22 protein-coding genes are annotated in these 22,981 nt (G+C 69.8%); 11 read left to right on the forward strand and 11 right to left on the reverse strand.

Annotated features, from left to right (window positions below):
* Positions 1 to 26: 26 nt before the first annotated feature.
* Complete coding sequence (locus AW272_RS35015) at positions 27 to 1,346, forward strand: condensation domain-containing protein (RefSeq protein WP_169807688.1); 1,320 nt, start codon at positions 27 to 29, stop codon at positions 1,344 to 1,346.
* Positions 1,347 to 1,633: 287 nt separating this feature from the next.
* On the opposite strand, the gene gnd is transcribed toward AW272_RS35015, so the two are convergent.
* Both gnd and AW272_RS35025 read right to left on the reverse strand, forming a co-directional pair.
* The gene (gene gnd / locus AW272_RS35020) at positions 1,634 to 3,073 is read right to left on the reverse strand and encodes an NADP-dependent phosphogluconate dehydrogenase (protein ID WP_066374232.1); all 1,440 of its coding nucleotides are present in this window, start codon (positions 3,071 to 3,073) and stop codon (positions 1,634 to 1,636) included.
* 26 nt (positions 3,074 to 3,099) lie between these two features.
* A complete protein-coding gene (locus tag AW272_RS35025; RefSeq protein WP_066374234.1) occupies positions 3,100 to 4,314 on the reverse strand; it encodes a TIGR03118 family protein in 1,215 nt (404 codons plus the stop codon).
* A 261-nt stretch (positions 4,315 to 4,575) separates the two neighbouring features.
* Here AW272_RS35025 and AW272_RS35030 point away from each other — a divergent pair, with 261 nt between their 5' ends.
* Entirely contained in the window at positions 4,576 to 5,421 is an 846-nt protein-coding gene (locus AW272_RS35030) for a glycoside hydrolase family protein (RefSeq protein WP_245657881.1), read from the forward strand.
* Between the two features lie 122 nt (positions 5,422 to 5,543).
* Here AW272_RS35030 and AW272_RS35035 read toward each other — a convergent pair whose 3' ends face one another.
* Complete coding sequence (locus AW272_RS35035) at positions 5,544 to 6,497, reverse strand: sulfotransferase (protein ID WP_066374237.1); 954 nt, start codon at positions 6,495 to 6,497, stop codon at positions 5,544 to 5,546.
* Positions 6,498 to 6,694: 197 nt separating this feature from the next.
* Here AW272_RS35035 and AW272_RS35040 point away from each other — a divergent pair, with 197 nt between their 5' ends.
* A complete protein-coding gene (locus AW272_RS35040; RefSeq protein ID WP_066374241.1) occupies positions 6,695 to 7,261 on the forward strand; it encodes an SH3 domain-containing protein in 567 nt (188 codons plus the stop codon).
* Here the strand turns inward: AW272_RS35040 and AW272_RS35045 are convergent.
* Positions 7,258 to 8,385: a YibE/F family protein gene (locus AW272_RS35045; protein ID WP_066374243.1), complete on the reverse strand. Its 1,128-nt coding sequence runs from the start codon at positions 8,383 to 8,385 to the stop codon at positions 7,258 to 7,260. The genes AW272_RS35040 and AW272_RS35045 overlap by 4 nt on opposite strands.
* A gap of 16 nt (positions 8,386 to 8,401) precedes the next feature.
* Positions 8,402 to 9,520 carry a monooxygenase gene (locus tag AW272_RS35050; RefSeq protein ID WP_066374245.1) on the reverse strand — a complete coding sequence of 373 codons (1,119 nt, stop codon included), beginning with the start codon at positions 9,518 to 9,520 and terminating at the stop codon, positions 8,402 to 8,404.
* Between the two features lie 433 nt (positions 9,521 to 9,953).
* On the opposite strand from AW272_RS35050, the gene AW272_RS35055 reads away from it, so the two are divergent.
* Genes AW272_RS35055 through AW272_RS35070 form a run of 4 tightly spaced genes read left to right on the forward strand, consistent with a single transcriptional unit; the run spans position 9,954 to position 12,878 of the window.
* Positions 9,954 to 10,523, forward strand: a complete 570-nt coding sequence (locus AW272_RS35055) for a hypothetical protein (RefSeq protein WP_066374247.1) — start codon at positions 9,954 to 9,956, stop codon at positions 10,521 to 10,523.
* Between the two features lie 57 nt (positions 10,524 to 10,580).
* Positions 10,581 to 11,144 (forward strand): copper chaperone PCu(A)C, encoded by a 564-nt coding sequence (locus AW272_RS35060; protein ID WP_066374249.1) that lies wholly within the window; start codon positions 10,581 to 10,583, stop codon positions 11,142 to 11,144.
* Positions 11,137 to 12,276 (forward strand): Dyp-type peroxidase, encoded by a 1,140-nt coding sequence (locus tag AW272_RS35065; RefSeq protein ID WP_066374254.1) that lies wholly within the window; start codon positions 11,137 to 11,139, stop codon positions 12,274 to 12,276. Before AW272_RS35060 ends, AW272_RS35065 begins: the two co-directional genes overlap by 8 nt.
* Positions 12,273 to 12,878, forward strand: a complete 606-nt coding sequence (locus tag AW272_RS35070; RefSeq protein ID WP_083959023.1) for a copper resistance CopC family protein — start codon at positions 12,273 to 12,275, stop codon at positions 12,876 to 12,878. The genes AW272_RS35065 and AW272_RS35070 overlap by 4 nt, the downstream gene beginning before the upstream one ends.
* 56 nt (positions 12,879 to 12,934) lie before the next feature.
* Here the strand turns inward: AW272_RS35070 and AW272_RS35075 are convergent, their stop codons facing one another.
* On the reverse strand, positions 12,935 to 14,467 hold the full coding sequence (locus AW272_RS35075) for an MDR family MFS transporter (RefSeq protein WP_245657882.1): 1,533 nt from the start codon (positions 14,465 to 14,467) through the stop codon (positions 12,935 to 12,937).
* Between the two features lie 158 nt (positions 14,468 to 14,625).
* Here AW272_RS35075 and AW272_RS35080 point away from each other — a divergent pair, with 158 nt between their 5' ends.
* The gene (locus tag AW272_RS35080) at positions 14,626 to 15,219 is read left to right on the forward strand and encodes a TetR/AcrR family transcriptional regulator (protein ID WP_066374256.1); all 594 of its coding nucleotides are present in this window, start codon (positions 14,626 to 14,628) and stop codon (positions 15,217 to 15,219) included.
* Positions 15,220 to 15,246: 27 nt separating this feature from the next.
* The gene (locus AW272_RS35085; RefSeq protein WP_066374257.1) at positions 15,247 to 15,648 is read left to right on the forward strand and encodes a nitroreductase family deazaflavin-dependent oxidoreductase; all 402 of its coding nucleotides are present in this window, start codon (positions 15,247 to 15,249) and stop codon (positions 15,646 to 15,648) included.
* On the opposite strand, the gene AW272_RS35090 is transcribed toward AW272_RS35085, so the two are convergent.
* Positions 15,649 to 16,341 carry an SDR family NAD(P)-dependent oxidoreductase gene (locus AW272_RS35090; RefSeq protein WP_066374258.1) on the reverse strand — a complete coding sequence of 231 codons (693 nt, stop codon included), beginning with the start codon at positions 16,339 to 16,341 and terminating at the stop codon, positions 15,649 to 15,651.
* Positions 16,342 to 16,443: 102 nt separating this feature from the next.
* Here AW272_RS35090 and AW272_RS35095 point away from each other — a divergent pair, with 102 nt between their 5' ends.
* On the forward strand, positions 16,444 to 17,316 hold the full coding sequence (locus AW272_RS35095; protein ID WP_066374259.1) for a helix-turn-helix transcriptional regulator: 873 nt from the start codon (positions 16,444 to 16,446) through the stop codon (positions 17,314 to 17,316).
* Here AW272_RS35095 and AW272_RS35100 read toward each other — a convergent pair.
* Positions 17,264 to 18,412 carry a sensor histidine kinase gene (locus AW272_RS35100; protein ID WP_066374264.1) on the reverse strand — a complete coding sequence of 383 codons (1,149 nt, stop codon included), beginning with the start codon at positions 18,410 to 18,412 and terminating at the stop codon, positions 17,264 to 17,266. The two genes, AW272_RS35095 and AW272_RS35100, sit on opposite strands and share 53 nt — an antisense overlap.
* A 171-nt stretch (positions 18,413 to 18,583) precedes the next feature.
* Between AW272_RS35100 and AW272_RS35105 the strand changes: the two genes are divergently transcribed.
* Positions 18,584 to 21,073, forward strand: coding sequence for a DEAD/DEAH box helicase (locus AW272_RS35105; RefSeq protein ID WP_066374266.1), 2,490 nt, complete (start codon positions 18,584 to 18,586; stop codon positions 21,071 to 21,073).
* On the opposite strand, the gene AW272_RS35110 is transcribed toward AW272_RS35105, so the two are convergent.
* The 3 genes from AW272_RS35110 to AW272_RS35120 form a co-directional block, all read right to left on the reverse strand.
* Positions 21,060 to 21,437, reverse strand: a complete 378-nt coding sequence (locus tag AW272_RS35110; protein WP_157519071.1) for a hypothetical protein — start codon at positions 21,435 to 21,437, stop codon at positions 21,060 to 21,062. The two genes, AW272_RS35105 and AW272_RS35110, sit on opposite strands and share 14 nt — an antisense overlap.
* Before the next feature lie 121 nt (positions 21,438 to 21,558).
* A complete protein-coding gene (locus AW272_RS35115) occupies positions 21,559 to 22,548 on the reverse strand; it encodes a hypothetical protein (RefSeq protein ID WP_066374268.1) in 990 nt (329 codons plus the stop codon).
* Between the two features lie 87 nt (positions 22,549 to 22,635).
* On the reverse strand, positions 22,636 to 22,977 hold the full coding sequence (locus AW272_RS35120) for a hypothetical protein (protein ID WP_157519073.1): 342 nt from the start codon (positions 22,975 to 22,977) through the stop codon (positions 22,636 to 22,638).
* Positions 22,978 to 22,981 lie beyond the last annotated feature (4 nt).

Here is a 22,981-nt window from a genome sequence, read left to right on the forward strand (position 1 = left end):
TCATGGACGTAAGCCACAATCGCGGGATGACAGTGCCCGAACAGGCCGACAAGCGCCGCGCCCTCGTGGCCAAGCTGCTGGCGCGCAAGGCCGCCCCGCAGGGGGTCACCCCGGTTCCGCGGGACGGCGGCCCGCTCCCGTGCTCCCACGAGCAGCGCCGCATCTGGCTGGCCCAGCAGTCCGACCCGGCCGCCGCGCCCAATGTGACGCTCGGCGTGGCCCTCTCGGGCCATCTCGATCTCGTCCGGCTGGCCGACGCGTTCACCGCGCTGATCAGACGGCACGAGGTGTTCCGGACGACGTACACCACCGAGCCGTCGCAGGTGGTCCACGAGGTGCTGCCCGCCCCGCTGGAGTACCTGGACCTCACCGGCCTGCCCGAACAGGCGGCCCTGGACCTGGCGCTGGCGAAGAGCGGCGAGCGCTTCCCGGTGGGAGACGGGCCGCTGCTGCGGCTGACCGTGTTCCGGGTGGCCCGTGAGGAGTACCGGCTGTTCCTGGTGTGTCACCACATCGCCGCCGACGGCGGCTCGCTGGGCATCGTCGCCGACGATCTCGCCGCGCTCTACTCGGGTCTCGACCGGCCCGAACTGCCGATCCAGTACGCCGACTACGCCGTCTGGTCGGTGCGCCGCGCCGAGTCGAGGATCGCCGAACGGCTCCCCTACTGGACCGACCTCCTGAGCGGCGCGCCCGGCCCGCTCTTCGAGGGCGCCGTCTCCGAGAAGGCCTCCAGGGCCGGGGCCACCGCGGCCGTCAGGGTCGGCCGGGAGACGGTCGACCGGCTGCGGCGGCTGGGCGACGGGGCCACGACGCCCTTCGTGGCGCTCTGCGCGGCCTATTTGACGCTGTTGCAGCGGATGACCGGACGCAGGGACCTGGTCACCGGCATCGTGGCGGCCTCGCGCACCCGCCGGGAGCTGGAATCGGTCGTCGGCACGTTCGTCAACATGCTGCCGCTGCGCGTCGCGCTGCCCGCAGGGCAGGGGTTCCCCGCACTGCTCACCAAGGTCAGAGAGGCCGCGGCGGGGGCGCTGGCCAACGAGATCCCTTTCGACACCCTGGTCTCGCGCGCGGGGGTGGCCCGGATCCCGGGCGTGCATCCGGTGTTCCAGACGTCGTTCATCCACCGGGACGACCCGAAGCCGCCCGCGACTTGGGATGGCCTGACGGCACGTGTCTGGGACCACGAGGTCGACGACGCCGCGCTCGACCTGATGCTGACCGCGACCCCGCGAGGCGGCGATTACGAGCTCGCCTTCACCGGCAAGCTTGACCGATTCTCCGCAGGTCAGGTCAAGGAGCTGCCGGTCGTCTTCCGCGACTTGCTCGACGAACTTCGGTAGCGGGCCCGGCACCCGCGCATTGGATCACGCCGGAACGGGCCTGCGGTACCCGCGTCTCACTTACCGGTCCAGTCTTCAAAGCCTGAATGGCACAAATAGACAAGACGGGCGTGTGGGGGTCAATGGGTTCTGGCGGGTGGGGGCCGATGTGGAATGGTTCATCGGCCCCCACGCCGGAACCCCGGATCGCGGTGAGACGTGAGCGCGCGCCGCCTGTGTCTCACCCCGCGATCCGGGACGTGGGGCCGGGGGCCGGTGGTCAGGTCACCGGAACCCCGGACGGTCCCCTACGACTCCTGGATCTCCGACCGGTCGCCGCTCCAGTCGGTGTGGTACACCCCTTCGCGGTCGACGCGGTTGTAGGTGTGCGCACCGAAGAAGTCGCGCAGGCCCTGGATCAGGGCCGCCGGCAGGCGGTCGCGGCGCAGGCCGTCGTAGTAGGCCAGCGCCGAGGAGAACCCGGGCGTCGGGACGCCGATCGAGGCGGCCGTCGAGACGACCCGGCGCCAGGCGCCCTGCGCCTCGGCCAGGGCCTCCGCGAAGGACGGCGAGGCCAGCAGCGTCGGCAGCGCCGGGTCCTTGGCGTAGGCGTCACGGATGCGATCGAGGAAGCGGGCCCGGATGATGCAGCCGCCCCGCCAGATCGTGGCCATGTCGCCGAGCTTGAGGTCCCAGCCGAACTCCTTGGAGGCGGCGGCCATCTGGTCGAAGCCCTGGGCGTACGCCACGATCTTCGAGGCGAGCAGGGCCTGCCGGACGTCGTCCACCAGCGAGTAGTTCGGCGCCGAGCCGATCGGGCCTTCGAGGTCCTTGGCGGCCTGGCGGCGGGTGACGTCACCCGACAGACCGCGAGCGAACACCGCCTCGGCGATGCCGGTGACCGGCACGCCGAGTTCGAGGGCGTTCTGGACGGTCCAGCGACCGGTGCCCTTCTGCTCGGCCCGGTCGGCCACGACGTCCACGAACGGACGGCCCGTCTTGGCGTCGACGTGACCGAGCACCTCGGCGGTGATCTCGATCAGGTAGGACTCCAGGTCGCCCCGGTTCCACTCGGTGAAGATCTCCGCCAGCTCGCCCGGGGTGCGGCCCAGGGCCTGCCGGAGCAGGTCGTAGGCCTCCGCGATGAGCTGCATGTCGGAGTATTCGATGCCGTTGTGGACCATCTTCACGAAGTGGCCCGCGCCGTCGGCGCCGACGTGGACGCAGCAGGGCACCCCGTCGACCTTCGCCGAGATGTCCTCCAGGATGGGGCCGAGCGACCGATAGGCCTCCGGCGACCCGCCCGGCATGATGCTGGGCCCGTTGAGCGCGCCCTCCTCACCGCCGGAGATGCCGGTGCCGACGAACAGCAGCCCGCGCTCCTTCAGCGCCGCCTCGCGGCGCCTGGTGTCGGAGAAAAGGGCGTTACCGCCGTCGACGATCATGTCGCCGGGCTCCATGTGGGCCGCCAGGTCCTCGATCACGGCGTCGGTGGCCGGACCGGCCTTCACCATGATGATCGCCTTACGGGGTTTCGTGAGCGACGCCACGAACTCCGCCGTCGTGCCCGTCGCGATGAACGCGCCTTCCCCGGCGTGATTCTCGACGAGCTCCTGCGTCTTGCTCTCGGTGCGGTTGTGCACCGCGACGACGTATCCGTGGTGGGCCAGGTTCCTCGCGAGGTTCCGGCCCATGACCGCCAGGCCCGTCACTCCGATGTCGGCTGTGCCCAAAACGTTCTTGTCCATGCGCCGCTCCTATCCTTCCGGGCAGCTCAGTAGCTGTAGTTGCCGCCCGCAGACGACGTCGGCGTAGTGCTCGCCGACGGTTTGGGCGTCGCCGACGCCGCCGGCGGAGCCGACGGCGACCCGGCACCGGGCAACGGCCCGGCGTCCGACGGCCTCAGCACGCCCAGGAGGCCGTGCTGGGCCTTGTCGATGCCCGCCGCGAACCATACAGAGTTCGTGCCGCCGTTCGCTTCGGTGCCCGGCTCCAGATCCCACAGACCTTCGAGCACGATCGGCTGGCCGTTGGTCTGCCGCAGCGCGCCGAGGTATCGACCCGAACGGGCGTTGAAGGCGTTGACCTGCCCATCTCCGAAATTACCCACCAGAACGGCGCCGGCCAAGGCCCCGAATCCGCGCGGCGCCTGAATCATCGCCCACGGCGCGTTCAGCGCGCCCCGCTGGGCGAAGCGGCCGAGGTAGCGTCCGTTGGCGGAGAAGCGGGAGACGAACCCGAGTCCCCGGCCGGGGACGGCCTTGCCGGTGACGGCGTCGCGCTTGGCGTACGCGACCATGACCACGTTGCCGACGACCTCGACGTTGAAGGGGGCGTAGTCCCTGGGCATGCGCGGGTCGCGGAACTGCGAGCGGGACAGCCTGACCCGGTCGAACTCCTCGTCGTAGACGTGGATGGCCCGGTGGGAGAACGAGGGGGCGAGCAGGAAGCCGCCCTTGTTGGTGTTCATCACCGCCAGGCCCTTGTAGTCGGCGCCCTTGGTGAACGCCGCGATGACCGCGTTCTTGGGGTTGACCTCGGCGTTCCACGCGGTGATCGCGCCCGAGGGGCTGGCGAAGATGAAGGTCGCGGGCTTGTCCTTGATGAGGAACTCGTCCTGCGACATGTTGACGACCTGGCCGGTCGGCGTGCCGCCCGGGATCGCCACCTCGGTCTGTTCCTTCTTGGCGTTGCCGGAGTAGACGGTGGCGACACCGGTGCCCGCGCCGGACACCCACAGTGTCTTGCCCATGGCCAGACCCCAGGGGTTGACCAGCTTGGGGTCGGTGACGGCAGCCTTGCCGGGCACGTCGGACACCAGGTTAACCTGGGAGTAGCGGTTCGTCGCCGACTTGGCCGCGGGCTTCGCGGCGGGCTTGGCGACGGTGGCTGGCTTGGCCTGCGGGGCTGCCTGAGCGCTGGCGGGAATACTCAGCGGGGTGCTCAGAACGAGCGTCCCGGCGGTGAGCACGGCGACGCGTGAACGCATCTGGTGGTCTCCTTCGAGGGCCTTCTCGGTGCATGACCTAAGGTGCGGAGGTTCGCGAAGCTCCCTTACGGGCGGAGATACGCGGGTGCGCCGAGGAGGGTTCAGGGAAATATCACCGACTTATAAACCTATTAAAAGGGTAGGGTTTGTCGAGTTAACGACCTGGCAAAACCTCTCTGACCCCACGACCTGGCTGTCTATGGTCGTCGTGTGATCCTTGGAGACTCCGGAATGTTCCTCCCTCAGCCCCAGCGTTCCGTCGTGGCGATTCCCCCGCCAGGAGACGGCCCCGGTTTCTGGGCCGGCGCGCCGAGCGCCGTCGTCACGCCCGACGGGACGATCTACCTGGCCTACCGGCTACGCCGCCCGATCGGCGAGGGTCGCGGCTACGCGATCCAGATCGCCCGCTCGGACGACGGCGAGCGCTTCGAACCGGTACTGACGATCACCAAAGACCAGATGCGGACCGAGTCGCTGGAGCGCCCCACGCTCGTGCTGACCCCGTCGGGCACCTGGCGGCTCTATTTGAGCTGCGCCACCTACGGAACCAAACACTGGCGGGTGGAACTCCTGGAGGCCTCCCGCCCCGAGGACCTCGACCCCGCGACCGCACACGTGGTCCTCCCCGGCGACCTCAAAACGGGCGTCAAGGACCCGGTGATCGTCCACCACGGCGGCCAGTGGCACCTGTGGGCCTCCTGCCACCCGCTGGAGATCGCCGAAGAGGCCGACCAGATGGTCACCGACTACGCCACCAGCCCCGACGGCCGCGACTGGACCTGGCACGGCACCGCCCTCGACCGCCGCCCCGGCGCCTGGGACTCACGCGGCGTCCGCGTCTCGGCGGTCCGCTTCACCGACGACGGCGTGCTGGCCTACTACGACGGCCGGGCCAGCGCGGCCGAGAACTACGAGGAGCGCACGGGCGTCGCCACCGGCCCCGACCCGTCGACGCTGACGGCGGTGGGCGTCCACCCGCACGCCCAGTCCCCTCATGGGGGCCTCAGGTACCTCGACATCATCGACCTGCCCGGCGGCGGCCGGCGCATCTACTACGAGTGGACCCGCCCCGACGGCGCCCACGACCTGCGCACGGAACTCGTCTAGGAGACGAGGGGCCGGCCTGGCGGCCGATCGCGGCACCTGCCGACGATCTGGCACGACGACAGCCGGAGGGCCGCGCGGCGACTCGCCCGCGCGGCCCTCCGTTCAGCCCTGAGAAGCGATACCTACCTGGGCCGCCCGTTCCTGGCCTGGCCCTGGCCCTCCGGCCGGTGGCCGACCTGGCCGCCCGAGCGGTCCCTCGGCCTGACCCAGTCGGCGAAGTCCTCCCCCGTCACCTCTTCGAGCAGCTTGATGTCGTCGGTGAAGTAGGGGATCAGGTCCTGGCGCTGCTCCCACGTCAGGGGCCGCCGGGCCCGGCCGTCACGCTGGAGCACCCGGGCGAGCGGGGCGGTCAGCGCCTGGCCGCCGAGGCGGTCGCCGACCCGGACCACCTGCGACAGCACCTGGTGCAGCACCGTCTCGTGAGGGTGCACGGTCACGTTCTCGCGGGGGACCTCGGAGATCAGTCCGGTACGCACCCCCAGATGCCCGCAGATACGGTCGAGCGTCTCCTGGGGGCGGTCGAGCAGGTCGCGGTAGCGGAAGACGAGCACCTGCTCCTCGGTGAACAGGTCGTAGAGGTCACGGAGCTGCTCGCCGTACTTGCCCAGACCCACGTAGTGCCAGAACGGCGCCCATCCGGCCGCGATCCGCTCCGACTCGCGCGCGCACGCCTCGACGAAGTCGCCGACCGGCTCCAGCCCGGCCGACCACAGGTGCGTCCAGTTGGAATGGGCCCGCTCGATCGGATCCCGCAGCACCACGATCAGCCGGACCTCCGGGATCAGGTCCTTGATGCGCCGCTGGGCGTCCCGGTCGTACAGGTAGAACGGGGTCGACTCACCGTTCAGGTATCCCGGCCGGAACAGGGCCTCGTAGTCGGAGCGGCGCCAGACGTGCTCGCGGTAGGTCTCCGCGTCGCCGGGCCCGCCCTTCTCCGGCGGCGGACCGTCGGACAGGAAGAACTTGGGCTCCTTCACCGCCGACAGGTACAGGTCGGGGTGGGCGCTGAGCGCGGCGTGCAGGGCGGTCGTGGCGGCCTTCGGGGCCCCGACGACCAGGAAGCCGGGCAGAGTCACGATAATCCTCCACTTTTCCTACAAACTTAGTATGGAATCGATCCTCCTTCAACGTCCCGGCCCTTCCCACGGTACGGACCCCCCACCGCGGGTTGGCAACCAGATCTGCTTCAAGCTATTCACAATAAGTAATCATGCGATTACTATGAGTAGTAACAGCAGGTCAAAAGCCTGCCTGGTACGTAAGGAGTGAGATCATGGATCTCGTCAAGCCCGCCGCCCTCGTCGCCGCGACCGTGTTCTGCCTGGCCCTCCCGGCCGACGCGAGCACCGCGCCCTCCCGCGCCGCCGCCCCGGCGGTCACCGCCGCCCCCTCCACCGTCCACGCGGGGCAGACCGTCCGGCTCCGGACCAAGGCCTGCCCCACCCGGCCCGGCTACGCCTATTCGCCGGCCTGGGGCCGCAGCGTCACCCTGCTGCCCAACGGTGTTCGGGCCGCGGGCACCGCCACCGTCTGGTCGGGCACCAAGCCGGGCACCTACTCGATCTCCGTCGCCTGCCAGGGCCAGCCCTACCCGACCGCCTTCGGCTACCTGACGGTCGTGGCCGCCGGGACCTCGGTCACGTACCGGGTCCAGCACGTCCGCAAGGGCAGCCGCCTCAACATGCGGTCGGGCCCCGGCCTGAAGCACGAGGTGGTCGGCAAGCTCAAGTGGAGGGCGACCGTCCAGGGCTCCCCGGTCAAGAAGGGCGGCTGGGTGAAGATCACCAGGAAGGACGGCACCACCGGCTGGTCGTACGGCTACTACCTTCGCCGCGTCTAACCGGTCACCAGATCGCGGGTCCGTTCGGGCACGTCCCGGCCCGGACGGGCCCGCCCCCGGCAGGTCAGCGCGGCCAGCGCCGTCGTGATCGGCACCGCCGCGACCAGCCCGATCGTCCCCACGATGCTCCGCACGAGCTCCTGCGCGACCACCGGCCCGGTCAGCACCTCACCCAGGGGCTCGTTCCCGATGCTGATGAGCAGCAGCAGGGGGAGCGACGCACCGGCGTACGCGAGCACGATCGTGTTGATGACCGAAGCGATGTGCGCCCGCCCGACCCGCGTCGCGGCCCGGTAGAGCTGCCGGGCCGTGTACCCGGGGTTGGCGTGGGCGAGTTCGGCGACCGTGGCGCTCTGGGTGACCGTGACGTCGTCGAGGACGCCCAGCGAGCCGATGATGATGCTGGCCAGCAGCAGGCCCTGGGTGTTGATCTGGTAGTTCGTCCCGAGCAGCCAGCTGCTGTCGTCGCTCACGCCGGTGAGATGGGCCCAGTCGATGGCCAGCATCGAGAGCACCCCCGTGAGGCCGAGGCTGACCAGGGTGCCGATCACGGCGACCGAGGTGGGCACGGAGACGCCGTGGGTGACGTACAGGACGATCAGCATGATCGCCGCCGCGCCGACGACGGCGACCAGCAACGGGGATCTCCCGGCCAGGATGGCCGGGAGCACGAACGTGAGCAGCAGCCCGAACGTGATCGCGAGCCCGGCCAGCGCGGTGAGCCCCCGCCAGCGCCCGAAGGCGATCACCGCCAGCGCGAACGCCGCCCCGAGCAGCCACATCGACGACGAGCGGTCGTGGTCGGAGACGGCGTAGGTGCCGTCCTGCAGGTCCAGCACGATGACCTCGTCGCCGTCGGCGAACGTCGCGGAACCCGGCGCGGTCGGCAGCAGGGCGCGGACCGTGTGGAACCGCGACAACTCGACGGTCGCCGTCTCCTGGGAGATCGACGTGATCGTCCCCTTGAGCTCGGGAAGCTGGGGCTCCTGCGCTTTGCTGACGTCACCCGGCCACAGGACGACGAGCGCGACCAGCGTCGCGATCGCCAGCGGCACGATGACGGCCAGCACGGCCCAGACGGTTCTGCGGTCGGCGGGCGCGACCGGCCCGTGCGAGTGCCCCATGGCCCGGAAGGGTAACTCAGGCCGACATGATGGCGACCCCCAGGCACATCTCGTCGGCGGTCCCCTCACCCCAGACGACGTAGCGGGGCTCTTCCTTCTCGAACTGCGGCAGCATCGACCGGAGCTTGGCGTCGTGGGTGCACGTCACCCGGACCACGTCACCCTGGCCGACCTTCACGGGCGTGGCGAGCGGGACGAGGGCCTGGTTGTCGAAGTTGTATTCCGGGACGTCCAGGAGCGTCCGGGCCTCGGCCTTGCCGGGGTTGAGCTCGACCTTGATGGACCGTCCGAGCAGATGCATGTGCCCCGTCAGCGCGTGCAGCAGACCCGGCCGCCGCACGGGGATGTCGCAGTGCTGGGTGGGCCCGGGTTCGGCCGCGCCACACATCTGCGCGAGCCCGTCCGGCGTCGCCTGCGACTCGGGCCCGAACCGGCGGCCGATGTCCTGGATGGCGGCCCCACGCTCGCAGAGCGGCCCCGACTCCTCCGCCGTGCACGGCAACTCGACCCCGCCCGGGAAGAGCGCGGTGCTGAGGGGTTCGAGCTGCTTGTCGCTGACCCGCAGCCGGATCGCCGACTGGTCGGGACCCGACCCGGCCCGGGTGTTGTAGTGGACCTGCATGACCAGCTGGCTGCCCGGCGGTACCGGATGGCCGTACTTCGGGTCGAGCAGGGTCTCGGTGGTGCCCGGCGCCCAGTGGGACACCCAACCGGCCTCGCGGACCCCCGCGTCGGCGAAACAGGTCCAGCCCTGGCCGGGGGCCGCGGTGTCCATCTTCTTGGCCTCGGCGACCTGCTCGGGCGACAGCCGGAAGAAGATGGCGTGGTGGACGACGGCGGTGTTGAGCGGCTGGAACTGGGCTCCCGTCAGGAACCCGCTGCCTTCGGTGCCGGGGTCGATGAGGAAGCACCGATAGTCGTCCGACCCGCCGTTGGGTCCTTTGGGGGTGTACGGCTCCGGCATCGTCAACGTGACGAACCGCTCGCCGTCCCGTAACGGGAGCGGCTTCTCCTCGGCCGCCGAATGACCGTGCTTGGGGGTGGCGACGGGGGGTGCCGCCGCCTCCTGAGTGCCACAGGCCGCGAGCGCGCCGAACAAGACGAGGGCGGCCGTAGTTCCCCATAGTCGATTCATACCTTCCACGCTCACCTATGCGGGGCCTCGCGGACATCATCCTTCGGCAGGTGGGTCTCATCCGCTCGGATGGCACGCCATGGCGACCGGGGGATGACTCCCCTGCCGCTATCCCCCGGTGGACAACGCCTTCAGCTGGGGGAACTCCCCGATCCCGATGAGACTGCCGTTGTAGACGGGTGGCCGGCAGCCCGTCCTCACGATGACCCCGACCCCGGGGCCGGCGTGACGGCTGCGGGCGCGGGCGTGCAGGCCGCACTCAGGACAATCGCCGGTAACAGCGGGGAGAGCCTCATGGACACATGGACGCTCCCCGCAGCCAGAGGGTTCACGGCCCGGTCTCAGGCGGGAGCCGTGACGGAACGTTCGAAGCGGGCGCACAGCCTCGGCCGGTGGACGCACCGGGCCCGCGCCGTGCGATGATGACCGCGAAATGACTAGCGCCACGCCAGCTTCGACGCCCTTCCGCGTCGTCCGGGCCGCCGTTTTCGGGGCGGTCTCGGTCATGCTGAGTGTCGGCGCGCACGCCTACGCGGGCGGCACGACCACGGCGGCGTCGGTGTTCGTCGCGCTCGCCCTGTCGTTTCTCGTCGGGTGCGCCCTGGCCGGGCGCGAGCGGCCGATCCAGGTGATCTTCCCGGCGCTGGCCGGGTGTCAGGCCGTGCTGCACCTGATGTTCTCCTACGCCCACACCGTCGAGCCCATGATGGCGGGGCACCACCACCCGGCCACGCTGCTGCCCAGCCTGAGCATGCTGCTCACGCACACGTGGGCGGCGGGGCTGACGGCACTGTGGCTGGCGCGGGGTGAGGCGCTGCTGTGGACGCTGCTGCGCCGCCTCGACGTCCGGCTCCTCCTGCTGCTGCGCGTGGCCATCGAGCCGGGGCATCCGCAGGTCTGCCCGCCGTCCGCCGATCGGGTCGTCGTCCCGTCGTCGGCGCTGTCCCGGCATGAGATCAGCCGCCGGGGGCCTCCCGGCACGTCAGCCTTCGCCACCGCCTGACCTGAGGTCAGCGCGGTTCTCTGACGTTGCCGTTTCCCCTGAAGGGTTCTTTCTCTCATGTCTTCGCGCTTCGCGTTGTCCCTGCTCGCCGTCGCCACCGCCGCCGCGATCTCGTCGTGCGGCTCCACCGAGACGCCGGCCGCCGCTCCCGTCGCCGCCGTTCCGGTCGCGTCCGCACCCGCCGCGTCCACGCCCGCCGCCCCCGCTCTGTCGATCACCGATCCGTGGGTGAAGACGGCGAAGAAGGGCATGACCGCCGCCTTCGGCACCCTGGTCAACAACTCCGGGGCCGACATCACCGTCGTGTCGGGCGCCAGCCCGCTGTCGCCGATGATCGAGCTGCACGAGGTCGTCGAATCCGACGGCAAGATGGTCATGCAGCCCAAGAAGGGCGGCTTCGTGATTCCGGCGGGCGGCACCCACGAGCTGACGCCCGGCGGCGACCACATCATGATCATGGACGCCAAGCAGCCGGTCGAGCCCGGCGCCGAGATCCCGTTCACCCTCACCCTCGCCGACGGCGGCACCTTCGAGTTCACCGCGCTCGGCAAGGACTTCGCCGGGGCGAAGGAGGACTACCAGCCGGGCATGGACATGGGCGGCGAGTCCGACAATGGCTGAGCTGACCCGGCGGGGCCTGCTCACCGGCGGTGTCGTGGCGGGGGTGGTCGCGCTCGCCCCGGCTGCTCCGGCCCTCTCGGCCAGGGCCGCCGAGACCGCGGTGGCCTTCCACGGCCCGAGGCAGGCCGGCGTCGCCACCGAGCCGCAGGCCCACGCCGTCTTCGTCGCCTTCGACCTGCGTAAGGACACCGATCGGGACGCGCTGGCCCGGATGATGCGGCTGCTCACCGACGACGCCAGGCGGCTCACCCAGGGCCGCCCGGCGCTCGCCGACACCGAGCCAGAACTGGCGGCGTCGCCGGCGCGACTGACCGTGACCTTCGGTTTCGGTCCCGGTCTGTACGCCCATGCGGACGCGAAGTCCCCGATCAGGCCGCTGCCCAGGTTCGCCGTCGACAAGCTGGACAAGAAGTGGAGCGGTGGCGACCTGCTCGTCCAGATCTGCGCCGACGACCCGCTGACCGTCACCCACGCCCTGCGGATGATCGTCAAGGACGCCCGTTCGTTCGCCACCGTCCGCTGGACCCAGCGGGGCTTCCGCCGCGCCGCCGGCACCCAGCCGTCCGGGCACACCCAGCGCAATGTGATGGGCCAGATGGACGGCACCGCCAACCCCAGACCGGGCACTCCGGAGTTCGACCTGGCGGTGTGGCGGCCCGACGGCACGACCCAGCTGGTCGTGCGCCGGATCAGGGCCGAGCTGGAGACCTGGGACGCCGCCGACGTCGTGGCCAGGGAGTTCACCATCGGCCGCCGCCTGTCGACCGGCGCCCCGCTCACCGGCACCCGGGAGCAGGACCCGCCCGACTTCGCCGCCGCCGGCGCGCACGGCTTCCCGGTGATCTCCGAGTACGCGCACATCCGCCGCGCCCACGTCGGCGACCCGTCGTTGCGCATTCTGCGGCGTGTGTACAACTACGACGAGGAGGTCACCTCGCAGGGCCACGCCGACTCGGGCCTGGTGTTCGCCTCCTACCAGGCGGACATCGAGCGCCAGTTCGTGCCCATCCAGAAGCGGCTGGCCGAGGCCGATCTGCTCAACGAGTGGATCACCCCGATCGGGGCGGCGGTGTTCGCCATCCCGAAGGGCTGCGACGAGAAGGGCTGGATCGGCCAGGAGGTCCTGTCGTGAAGGCGCTCGCGGCCACGGTCGTGAAAATGGCCGCGGCGCTCACCACCGTGGTCGCGGCGATTGCCGCCATGGCCTTGGTGCTGATTGCCGGGGCCGCGCCCGCGCTGGCGCATGACCAGCTCAAGGGCAGCGACCCCGCCAAGGACGCGACCGTCGAGTCACTCGACTCGATCACGCTGACCTTCTCGGCCGGGGTGCGGTTCCCCGCGATGGTCCTCCACGACGCGGCGGGCGCCACGATCGCGCTGACCGAGCCGGAGGTGCGGGGCAAGGACCTGGTGGCCGGGCCGGTGTCGCCACCACCGCCGGGAAAGTATGTGATCGGCTGGCGGGTGGTCTCTTCGGACGGGCACCCGATCGAGGGTGAGATCCCGTTCACCCTGGCGGGTTCCGCGACCGGCCCCGCGACCGACACCGCCGACAGTCCGCAGGCGGGCAGCACGCCCGCCGCCACCGAACCGGCGGCCCCGAAGGTGAACCCTCAGCCCGTCTCCGCGACCGAAGAGGACTCCGGCGGCGGTTTCCTGTGGGCCGGTGCCGCCTTGATCGTCCTGCTGGGCCTGGGGTTGTTCCTGGTCCGAGGCCGCCGTACCGGCGGATGAGATGAGTGCGGCCCCCGCCTTGGCGGGGGCCGTACCGACAGAAATGCAGGAAGGTTCTAAAGCGCCGCGACCGGCTCTTCCTTGCTGAGCTCCTCGGGGCCGCCCCGCAGCGGGACCTCCTTGACGAAGGCCGCCAGGATCGGCACGACGACCGCGAACACGACCGCCCACAGGAACACGCCGCTGATCGAACCGGCCAGCGACTCCAGGAAGCCGCCCTTGACCTCGGCCGGGAGCTGCGCGATGGCCGCCGGGCTCATCGAGCCGCCCGAGGACACCATCTCCGCGGCCTGCGGGCCGAACTTGTCGGTCAGGCTGTCGGTCAGGTGGTTGTTGAACACCGCGCCGAACAGCGCGACGCCGAACGAGCCACCGATCGACCGGAAGAACGTCGCCGCGCTGGAGGCGACGCCGAGGTCCTTCTGCTCCACGCTGTTCTGCGCGATCAGCATGGTCGTCTGCATCAAGAAGCCCATGCCGAGGCCGAGCACCGCGATGAAGACGCCGGTCTGCCACAGGGGCGTGTCGACGTTCATCAGCGTGAGCAGGGCCATGCCGATGGCCATGATCACGCCGCCGATGACCGGGAACGACTTGTACTTGCCGGTGGTGGTGATGCGCTTGCCGACGTACAGGGAGACGACCATGGAGGCGGCCATCATCGGCAGCAGCAGCAGGCCGGAGTTGGTCGCGGTCGCGCCCTGCACGAGCTGCTGGAACAGCGGCAGGAACGAGATCGCGCCGAACATCGCGAAGCCGAGCAGGAAGCCGACCCCCGAGATCAGGCTGAAGTTGCGGTCCTTGAAGACGTGCAGGGGCATGATCGGCTCGGGCGCGCGGCGCTCGACAGGGATGAAGAAGACGAACGACACGACGGCCAGCACCCCGAGGCCGATGATCTGCCAGGATCCCCACGGGTAGCCATGGCTCTGGCCGCCCCACGAGGTGAGCAGGACCAAAGCGGTGATCCCGATCGTCAGGATGATCGCGCCGAGCCAGTCGATGCGGTGTTCGGTGCGCTTCTTCGGAATGTCGAGTTTGAGCCACAGCCAGACCAGCGAGATGCCGCCGAGCGGCAGGTTCACGTAGAAGGCCCAGCGCCAGTCGAGGTGGTCGGTGATGAAGCCGCCGGCGAGGGGGCCGGCGATCATCGCGAGAGACATGATGGCGGCCATGATGCCCTGGTACTGACCACGCTCACGCGGGGGGACCAGGTCGCCGATGATGGCCATCACGCCGACGATGAGGCCGCCGGCGCCGAGGCCCTGGAGCGCGCGGAAGGCGATCAGCTCGGTCATGCCGTTGTCGACGCCGCCGAGGAACTCCGAGCCGGACATGCCGCACAGGGCCGATCCGACCAGGAAGATGACGATCGAGGTGAGGAAGACGGTCTTGCGGCCGTAGAGGTCGCCCAGTTTGCCCCAGATGGGGGTGGACACCGTCGTGCCCAGGATGTAGGCGGTGGTGACCCAGGTGAAGTATTCGAGACCGTTGAGTTCGCCGACGATGCGGGGCATCGCGGTGCCGACGATCATGTTGTCGAGGAAGGCGAGCATCATCGCCAGGAGCAACCCTGGGAGGATGATCATGACTTCTCTGGACCGCGCCGGAGGAGTGGCGACGGCTTCCGACATTTCGGGGCCCCCTTGTTAACCCGTTTGCTTACTTGCCGACCGGCAAGTGACCGTGGTTAAGGTAAGGTCCTTACCTGCCGCCCGTCAAGCTGGATTAAAGGACACAATTAACGATGAGTGAGCGGACGAGCACCGAAAGTGCGTTCGCCCCCCGGGAGACCCGCGACACCCGTGAGCGCATCCAGGAGATCGCGCTCGAACTGTTCACCGAACAGGGCTACGAGGCGACCTCGCTCCGGGAGATCGCCGAGGCGCTGGGGGTGACCAAGGCGGCGCTGTACTACCACTTCAAGACCAAGGAAGACATCGTCGCGGGCATGGTCGTCGACCGCATCTCCTCCCTCGACGCGATCATCATGGAGCTGCGCGCCCACGAGACGGTCACGCCCGAGATGCGCCGCGAGGCGATCGTCCATTACGCCAAGGGCGCATACGAGGGCCGGGCCATCACCCGCTTCATGGAGCGCAACCCGACCGCGATGAAGCACCACCCGGTGATCATGCAGATGCGCGAGAAGGTCCTGGAACTCAGCGGACTGCTGGTCTCCCACGACGACACGCTGACGGTCCGGCTGAAGCGCGGCCTCGCCCTGTTCGCCATCCACGCGGTGGGCTTCATGCTGCCCGGCCCGGAGATCGACGAGGACGAGCGCTACGAGACTTCACTGAAGGTTGCCCTGGAATTGATCGAGGCGAACGAGGGTTGATCCGCCCGGAAGGGTAGGTGAGCCAACATGCTCTTTGGCAAGGAACACGTTGAGCGTTATCAGGCGACCGACGGCGCCGAGGGTCACGAGTGGCAGGGCACGACAGCGGCCCTGCTGACCACGAAGGGCCGCCGTTCCGGCAAGGAACACACGACTCCGCTGATCTACCAGAAATACGGCGACGACTACCTGCTGGTCGCCTCCAAGGGCGGCGCTGACAACCCGCCCGAGTGGTACCTGAACCTCGAGGCGAACCCCGAGGTGGGGTTCCAGGTGCTGGGCGACAGGTTCCGCGCCCGGGCCCGGACCGCCACCCCGGAGGAGAAGCCGGACATGTGGCAGGTGATGGCCGCAGCCTGGCCCGACTACAACGAATACACGAAGAAGACCGATCGAGAGATCCCGGTCGTCGTCATCGAACGCGTCTGATCACCAGGCGAGCGTCCCCTCCTCGTTGACGAACGTGCCCGACGGGCCGTCGTCGCCGAGCAGGGCCATCGACACCGACACGGCCGCGCCCTGGGCGGCCGGTCGGGTCGCTTGGAAGCCGTTCAGGTCGGTCGCGCAGTAGCCGGGGCAGATCGCGTTGACCTTGATCGGGGCGAGTTCCTTCGCGTACAGGGCGGTGACCATGTTCAGGGCCGTCTTGGACGACTGGTAGGCCAGGGCGTTCATGTCGAACCACGGGCCGTCCGGGTCGATGGCCGAGGCGAAGCTGCCGACCTCGCTGGAGACCATGACGATCCGGGCCGCCGGCGATCTGCGCAGGAGCGGGAGCATCGCGTTGGTCACCTCGACGACGCCGAAGACGTTGACCTCGTAGAGGTCGCGCATCAGCGTGGCCGAAGTCGCCGAGGGCAGGCCCCATTCGCCGATCCCGGCGTTGTTGACGAGGATGTCGAGGGAGCCGAAGCGCTCCTCGACGGTGGCGGCGGCGGCCTTGACCGTCGCGGGCGACGTCACGTCGAGTTCGACGAAGGTCGCCCCGAGGCGGGCTGCGGCCTCTTCGCCCTTCCGGGAATCCCGGGCGCCGATCACGACGGTCACGCCCCGTTCGGCCAGGAGGCGGGCCGTCTCGTAGCCGATTCCCTTGTTGGCGCCGGTGATGAGTGCGGTTGTCATGAGCTCAACAGTGGGCGGGCGGCGTGCCGGGGACGAGAGACCGGCGGAGGCTGGGATCGGTGGTACCACCCACGCCGCCCCAATAAGAGGAAAAATCGGTTCATGGACCGAAACGGGCTGGCCGACTTCCTCCGCACCCGGCGCGCCCGGCTGAAGCCCCGCGACGTCGGGCTGCCCGACGGCGTCCGACGGCGGACCGCGGGGCTGCGCAGGCAGGAGGTCGCCGAACTGGCCGGGATGTCGATCGACTACTACATCCGGCTGGAGCAGGCCCGGGGCCCCCATCCGTCGAGGCAGGTCCTGAACGCGCTGGCCCGCGCCCTCATGCTCACCGGCGACGAACGCGCCCACCTCTACCACCTGGCGGGCGAGCTACCCGGCCACGGAGAAGACCACCCGGCCGGGGTGTCAGCAGGGCCCTCTCGTGCCAGGCAGGCGTCCAGCCCGGTAAAAGCTCCTGGGCAGGGCATTCAGGATTTCCTGGCGACACTGACCGACATTCCCGCCTACGTCCTCGACGCCGGGTTCGACATCCTGGCCGCCAACCCGCTGGCTCTGCACCTGATCCCGTATCTGACGGTGGGCGGGAACGAGATGCGCGGCATCTTCGCCGGTCCGGTGCATCGGCAGGTCTGCCGTTACGCCGACTCGTTCGCCGCGGCGGCCGTCCGCGAGCTCAGGGCGGCCACGGCGACCCGGCCGCAGCTCCGGAACCTCGCCACCGAGCTGGCCGCCGGAAGTCCCCTGTTCGCCGAGCTCTGGGCCGCCCACGACGTCGAGATCCGTCGTGAGCTGCGCAAACAGCTGCTCCATGAGATCGTCGGCGAGATCGACGTACGGAGACAGATTCTCGACGTCCCCGATTCGGGTCAACGATTGATCATGTACGTCCCGGTCCCCGGCACCGGCGCTCAGGAGGCGCTCAGGAGGGTTCGGGAACTGTTGGAGCGACCGGGATTCGCGCGGTCAGGGTGAACCCGCCGGCGGACGCCCCGGCGGCCAGGGTCCCCCCGACCAGCATGATCCGTTCACGGAGGCCCGCCAGCCCGTAGCCGGACTCCCCGAAGACCCGCACGCGCGGCGGCGCGGCGGCGTTGTGGATGACGATCACGAGCTGGTCGTCGGAGACGGTCCCGGTGACCGTGACGGTGGCCCGGGGCGCGTGCTTGCGGGCGTTGTTGAGCCCTTCCTGGACCACCCGGTAGGCGGCGTGCTCGACGCTGCGAGACAGCCGTACACCCTCGATCGCGAAGTTCAGATCGACCCGCTGCCCGGTCGTGTTGCTGTCGGCCACGAGCTGCGGAATGCCGTCGACGCCCCGGGCCGAACTGGGCAGATCCCCCGCCCGCAGAACGGTCAGCAGCTCGCGGAGTTCCGTGAGCGCCCGGACACCCTGATCTTCGATGTCCCTGGCCAGCTCGGGGTTCTCCTCCTCGTCGGTGTCCTCCTGGATCATCCCGGCCTTGAGCACCATCACGGTCACGGCGTGGGTCACGGTGTCGTGCAGTTCGGCCGCGATCCGCCTGCGCTCCCGCGCGGCGGCGTTCTCTTCCCTGATGTGTACGTCATCGGTCAGCCGCTGGATCAGATCGCGGTAACCGCGCACCCACGTCCCGAGGACGGCCGCCACGTACACGGTCGTGAACGCCCGCACCACGCTGACGAGCACGTTGGGATGCTCGTGCGGCTGGTAGTAGTTCCCCAGCGCGAACCCCACGGTCAGCAGGGCCGCCACGGCCTGCCACCACCGCACGGTCCGGTGGGCCGTCATCGCGTAGGCGGCGATCGACACGGGCATCGCCTGCGCGGTGAACAGGTAGCAGACCAGCGAGAACACCACCGAGGGCGCCGCCCACCGCCGCCGTACCAGCATGGCCAGCGACGCCACCACGGCGCTCGCCGTGGCCACCCAGATCGGCGCCGCGATGGCGGAGTCGTTCGGATCGACCAGCGCCGGCGGCAGCGTGTAGACCAGGAGCGTGGCCGACAGGGTGACGTCGACGACCCGCGACCGCCGTTCCTGGTCGAGGGAATCCCAGCGCTCCCGCCACTGGTCGATCGTCTCCCGCATCCCGCCAATGTCGGTGCTCCAGCCGGGCCGCGAGCCCCCTGACACGCGGACTTTCCCGAGCTTGTACGAACACTCTGTTCGTTCGGGCAGGTTCCCGGCACGAGCCACGGCCGGCCTTCGGCCGTCCGCGTCTCGTTTCGCTCTCCCCCTGCTTCGGGGCAGGATAGAGCGGTGAGCCTGATCGAGCGACTGCCGCGGACCCCCGACCCTGATGCCCTCTTCGAGGCGTTCGCCGCCTGGAACGAAGAGCGGGGGCTGACGCTCTATCCGGCGCAGGAGGAGGCGCTGATGGAGGTGGTGACCGGGAGCAACCTGATCCTGTCCACCCCCACCGGCTCGGGCAAGTCGCTGGTGGCGGCCGGAGCCCACTTCGCCGCGCTGGCCAACAACCAGGTCTCCTTCTACACCGCCCCCATCAAGGCGCTGGTGTCGGAGAAGTTCTTCGACCTGTGCGCGATCTTCGGCACCGAGAACGTCGGCATGATGACCGGCGACGCCTCGGTCAACGCCGACGCCCCGATCATCTGCTGCACCGCCGAGATCCTCGCCCAGGTCGCGCTCGCCGAGGGCCGCGAGGCCGATATCGGCATGGTCATCATGGACGAGTTCCACTTCTACGCCGAGTACGACCGGGGCTGGGCCTGGCAGGTCCCGCTGCTGGAGCTCCCGCAGGCCCAGTTCGTGATCATGTCGGCGACCCTCGGCGACGTGAGCCGCTTCGACAAGGACCTCACCCGCCGCACCGGCCGCCCGACGGCCGTGGTGAAGCATTCCGAGCGGCCGGTGCCGCTGGTCTATTCGTACAGGATGAGCCCCTTGCACGAGACGCTGGAGGAGTTCCTGTCGACCGGACAGGCCCCCGTCTACGTCGTGCACTTCACCCAGGCCGCCGCGATGGAACGCGCGCAGGCGCTGATGAGCATCAACATGTGCAGCAAGCCCGAGAAGGAGGCCATCGCGGCCCTGATCGGCAACTTCCGCTTCACGACCAAGTTCGGCCGCGCCCTCTCTCGTCTGGTACGCCACGGGATCGGCGTCCACCACGCGGGCATGCTGCCCAAATACCGCAGACTCGTGGAGAAGCTCGCCCAGGCCGGCCTGCTGAAGGTCATCTGCGGCACCGACACCCTCGGCGTCGGCGTCAACGTCCCGATCCGCACGGTCCTGTTCACCGCGCTGACCAAATACGACGGCAGCCGCGTCCGCCGCCTGCGCGCCCGCGAGTTCCACCAGATCGCCGGCCGCGCCGGCCGAGCCGGCTTCGACACGATCGGCTACGTCTCCTGCCAGGCCCCCGACCACGTCATCGAGAACGACCGCGCGCTGGCGAAGATCGGCGACGACCCCAAACGGCGACGCGGCTACGCCCGCAAGAAGCCGCCGGAGGGCTTCGTCAACTGGAGCGAGGAGACCTTCGAGAAGCTCCAGACGGCCGAGCCCGAGCCGCTGACCAGCCGCTTCAAGGTCTCCAACGCGATGCTGCTGGCGGTGATCAACCGTCCCGGCAACTGCTACGACGCGATGAAGAGCCTGCTGACCGACAACCACGAAGAGCGCAAGAACCAGCGCCGCCACATCAGCCACGCCATCGCGATCTACCGCTCGCTGCTGGCCGGCGGCATCGTCGAGACGCTGAAGGAACCCGACGAGCAGGGCCGCTACGCCCGCCTGACCGTCGACCTCCAGCAGGACTTCGCCCTCAACCAGGCGCTGTCCACCTTCGCCCTGGCGACCTTCGAGCTGCTGGCCCCCGACAGCCCGACCTACGCCCTCGACGTCGTCAGCGTGGTCGAGTCGACCCTCGACGACCCGCGCCAGATCCTGCACGCCCAGCTCAACAAGGCCAAGGGCGAGGCGGTCGCCCAGATGAAGGCCGACGGCATCGAATACGAGGAGCGGATGGAGCTCCTCCAGGAGATCACCTATCCGATGCCGCTGGAGACGCTGCTGTTCGGCGCTTACGAGACGTACAAGCAGGGACATCCGTGGGTGGGCGACCACACGGTCAGCCCGAAGGCCATCATCCGCGACATGTACGAGCGGGCGATGACCTTCACCGACTACATCGGGTTCTACGAGCTGTCCCGCTCCGAGGGAACGGTGCTGCGCTACCTCGCCGACGCCTACCGCGCCCTGTCGCGGACGGTGCCGGAGCACATGAAGACCGAAGACCTGATCGACCTCATCGAGTGGCTGGGCGAGCTGATCCGCCAGGTCGACTCCAGCCTGATCGACGAGTGGGAGAAACTGGCCAACCCGACCGAGGCCCTGGAGCAGCGCGACGAACTGGAGTCGAAGCTGCGGCCGGTCACCGCTAACGTCCGCGCGTTCCGGGTGCTGGTGCGCAACGCGATGTTCCGGATGGTGGAGCTGGCCGCCCTCGACCAGCAGGAGACGCTCGAAGAGATGTACCCGGACGTCGACTGGGCCGCGGGCCTGGACGCCTACTACGAGGAGCACGACACGATCGGCACCGGGCCCTCCGCCCGCGGACCGGCCTTCCTCCGGATCGAGGAGGAGACCGGGCTGTGGCGGGTGCGCCAGGTCATCGAAGACCCGAACGGCGACGGCGACTGGGGTGTGGCGGCCGACGTCGACCTGGCGGCGTCCGACGAGGAGGGGTCGGCGGTGCTCCACGTGGTGGGCATCAACCGGCTCTGATCCGGCCGACGACGTTTGCGTACATGCGGACGGGGTCGGGCGTAGCGGCGTCCACATAGCCGGGGAACGAAGGCAGGTCGCGGCAGAAGCTCAGCAGGCGGTCGTAGACGACCGCCGCTGAGGCCGGACGCTCGCCCGGGTCCTTGCGCAGCAGCCAGAGCACCAGGCGTTCGAGATCCTCCGGTACGCGCCGGGAATGGGTGTCGGCCGTCCTGATCGGCGCCGCCGTCCTCATGGGCCTGACCGTGGTCGGCGCGATCGTCAACGGCGGGGCCGAACCCAAGGTCATCACGGCGAGGGCCGCGCCGGAATCGGAGCAGGCCAGGGCCGAGGCGGAGCCCGAGGAGCCGAAGGCGGCCGGCATCGGCGACACCGTCAAGGACGGCGACTTCGCCTTCAAGGTGACCAAGGTCGAGAAGGGCCTGTCGCAGGTCGGCGAGGGCTTTCTGGTCTCGGAGGCACAGGGTCAATATGTCCCGGTGAGGTCAGCTCCCGGCCTTGGCCAGGTCGACGATGACGTAGCGCCCGTCCTGCTGGTAGCTCAGCAGCCGGTCATCGGAGGCGGGCACCGGGATCGCGACCCCGCCCGCCTGCACCCCCCGCGCCGGCAGCGGTTTCACCCCGAGATCGGCCACCTGCCCGGAGACCAGGTCATACAGGCCCGCCCAGATCTCCCCCGGCCCCGCCATCGTGCTCGACGTGACGAACCGGTCGAGCGCGGGCCGGGAGACCGGCGGGTCGGTCAGCTTGGTCGCCCGCAGCCCCGCCCCCGACCGCGCCGACGCCAGCCGATCAGGCCCCACGCACAGGTTCACCCCGCACAGCGACCCCGCCCGGGTGACCCGCCGCTCCCCCGTCTCGACGTTGATCGCGGTCGTGAACTCACGGGCCGGCGACCCCACCCACGGCCACTTCAGCACGTGCTGCCCGGAAGTCCCCGGTACCGCCGTCGGACGCCCGCCCTCGAAAGGAACCCGCCACACGCCCCCGGCATCGGTCGACCAGACCACGCCCTGGGCGGTCAGCTCCAACCCGGTGACGGTCCCGGTCAGCGCGAACGCCGCGATGGCAACCGGGTCGCCGCCCTCGACGGGCACCGACCAGATCTCCCCCACCCGCCCGGTTCCGTCCCGCCGCGCCGTCCACCAGGCGATGTGCCCGGCTCCGACAGCCACGCCGGAGGGATGCACGACGGTCCGGGGCGGCAGTGGAAGATCGGCCAGCTCGGTGGTCTCCCCATCGGCCAGCTTGTACGCGATCAACGCGTCGGAGCGCTCGAAGCCCTTGGCGGCGGTGACCAGCACGGTGTCGTCATCGAGGAACAGCCGAGGCGTGATCGCCCGACCGTCGGCCAGCACGGCCGGGATCACGTGCACGGCCTGCGGCCAGAGGTTCTGCACGAGCGGGGGACGTTCGACGAGCGCGCTGCCGTTCAGGGTGCCGGTGAGCGCGAGGGCGGCGAGCAGTATGCGCAAAGTCAGCCACCCACAGAGCCGCGTCTTGAGAAAAGCGCGGGCGCGAGGCCCCCACGCTTACTGGAATCCACGTGACTCATGCGCACGTCAGCCTCCCACCGCGCCGCAGTCGGAGACGAAGTCTCCGGTCTGCCGGCAGGTCTGGAGCGCCACATCAGCGCCCTCCGCCGGCTTCAGGTAGTGCCGGACCACGGTTCCGGCGCCGCCGGTGTTCTCGTCGTAGCCCTGGCCCACGCCTCCGACGCCGACGTAGGTTCGCACCGCGTGGCCGTCGGCCTCGGTGTCCCACACGTCGAGCACGCCCTGGTCATAGTCGGCCCGTCCCCCGGTCGGGGACAGGGTCGTCACCGGCCCGCCCGCGGCCGCGCTCGCGGGCGCCGCCAGCAGGGCCACCGTGAACACGGCGGCGACAGCCGATCTGCGACGCATGCAA

Source organism: Herbidospora mongoliensis, from assembly GCF_001570545.1.
GTDB lineage: Bacteria > Actinomycetota > Actinomycetes > Streptosporangiales > Streptosporangiaceae > Herbidospora > Herbidospora mongoliensis.

Coding starts and splice junctions, on each gene's coding strand:
- AW272_RS35015 (WP_169807688.1), top strand. CDS start 27: ATGACAGTGCCCGAACAGGCCGACAAGCGCCGCGCCCTCGTGGCCAAG.
- gnd (WP_066374232.1), bottom strand. CDS start 3,073: ATGGACAAGAACGTTTTGGGCACAGCCGACATCGGAGTGACGGGCCTG.
- AW272_RS35025 (WP_066374234.1), bottom strand. CDS start 4,314: ATGCGTTCACGCGTCGCCGTGCTCACCGCCGGGACGCTCGTTCTGAGC.
- AW272_RS35040 (WP_066374241.1), top strand. CDS start 6,695: ATGGATCTCGTCAAGCCCGCCGCCCTCGTCGCCGCGACCGTGTTCTGC.
- AW272_RS35045 (WP_066374243.1), bottom strand. CDS start 8,385: ATGGGGCACTCGCACGGGCCGGTCGCGCCCGCCGACCGCAGAACCGTC.
- AW272_RS35050 (WP_066374245.1), bottom strand. CDS start 9,520: ATGAATCGACTATGGGGAACTACGGCCGCCCTCGTCTTGTTCGGCGCG.
- AW272_RS35055 (WP_066374247.1), top strand. CDS start 9,954: ATGACTAGCGCCACGCCAGCTTCGACGCCCTTCCGCGTCGTCCGGGCC.
- AW272_RS35060 (WP_066374249.1), top strand. CDS start 10,581: ATGTCTTCGCGCTTCGCGTTGTCCCTGCTCGCCGTCGCCACCGCCGCC.
- AW272_RS35065 (WP_066374254.1), top strand. CDS start 11,137: ATGGCTGAGCTGACCCGGCGGGGCCTGCTCACCGGCGGTGTCGTGGCG.
- AW272_RS35075 (WP_245657882.1), bottom strand. CDS start 14,467: ATGATCATCCTCCCAGGGTTGCTCCTGGCGATGATGCTCGCCTTCCTC.
- AW272_RS35080 (WP_066374256.1), top strand. CDS start 14,626: ATGAGTGAGCGGACGAGCACCGAAAGTGCGTTCGCCCCCCGGGAGACC.
- AW272_RS35085 (WP_066374257.1), top strand. CDS start 15,247: ATGCTCTTTGGCAAGGAACACGTTGAGCGTTATCAGGCGACCGACGGC.
- AW272_RS35090 (WP_066374258.1), bottom strand. CDS start 16,341: ATGACAACCGCACTCATCACCGGCGCCAACAAGGGAATCGGCTACGAG.
- AW272_RS35095 (WP_066374259.1), top strand. CDS start 16,444: ATGGACCGAAACGGGCTGGCCGACTTCCTCCGCACCCGGCGCGCCCGG.
- AW272_RS35100 (WP_066374264.1), bottom strand. CDS start 18,412: ATGCGGGAGACGATCGACCAGTGGCGGGAGCGCTGGGATTCCCTCGAC.
- AW272_RS35110 (WP_157519071.1), bottom strand. CDS start 21,437: ATGCCGGCCGCCTTCGGCTCCTCGGGCTCCGCCTCGGCCCTGGCCTGC.
- AW272_RS35120 (WP_157519073.1), bottom strand. CDS start 22,977: ATGCGTCGCAGATCGGCTGTCGCCGCCGTGTTCACGGTGGCCCTGCTG.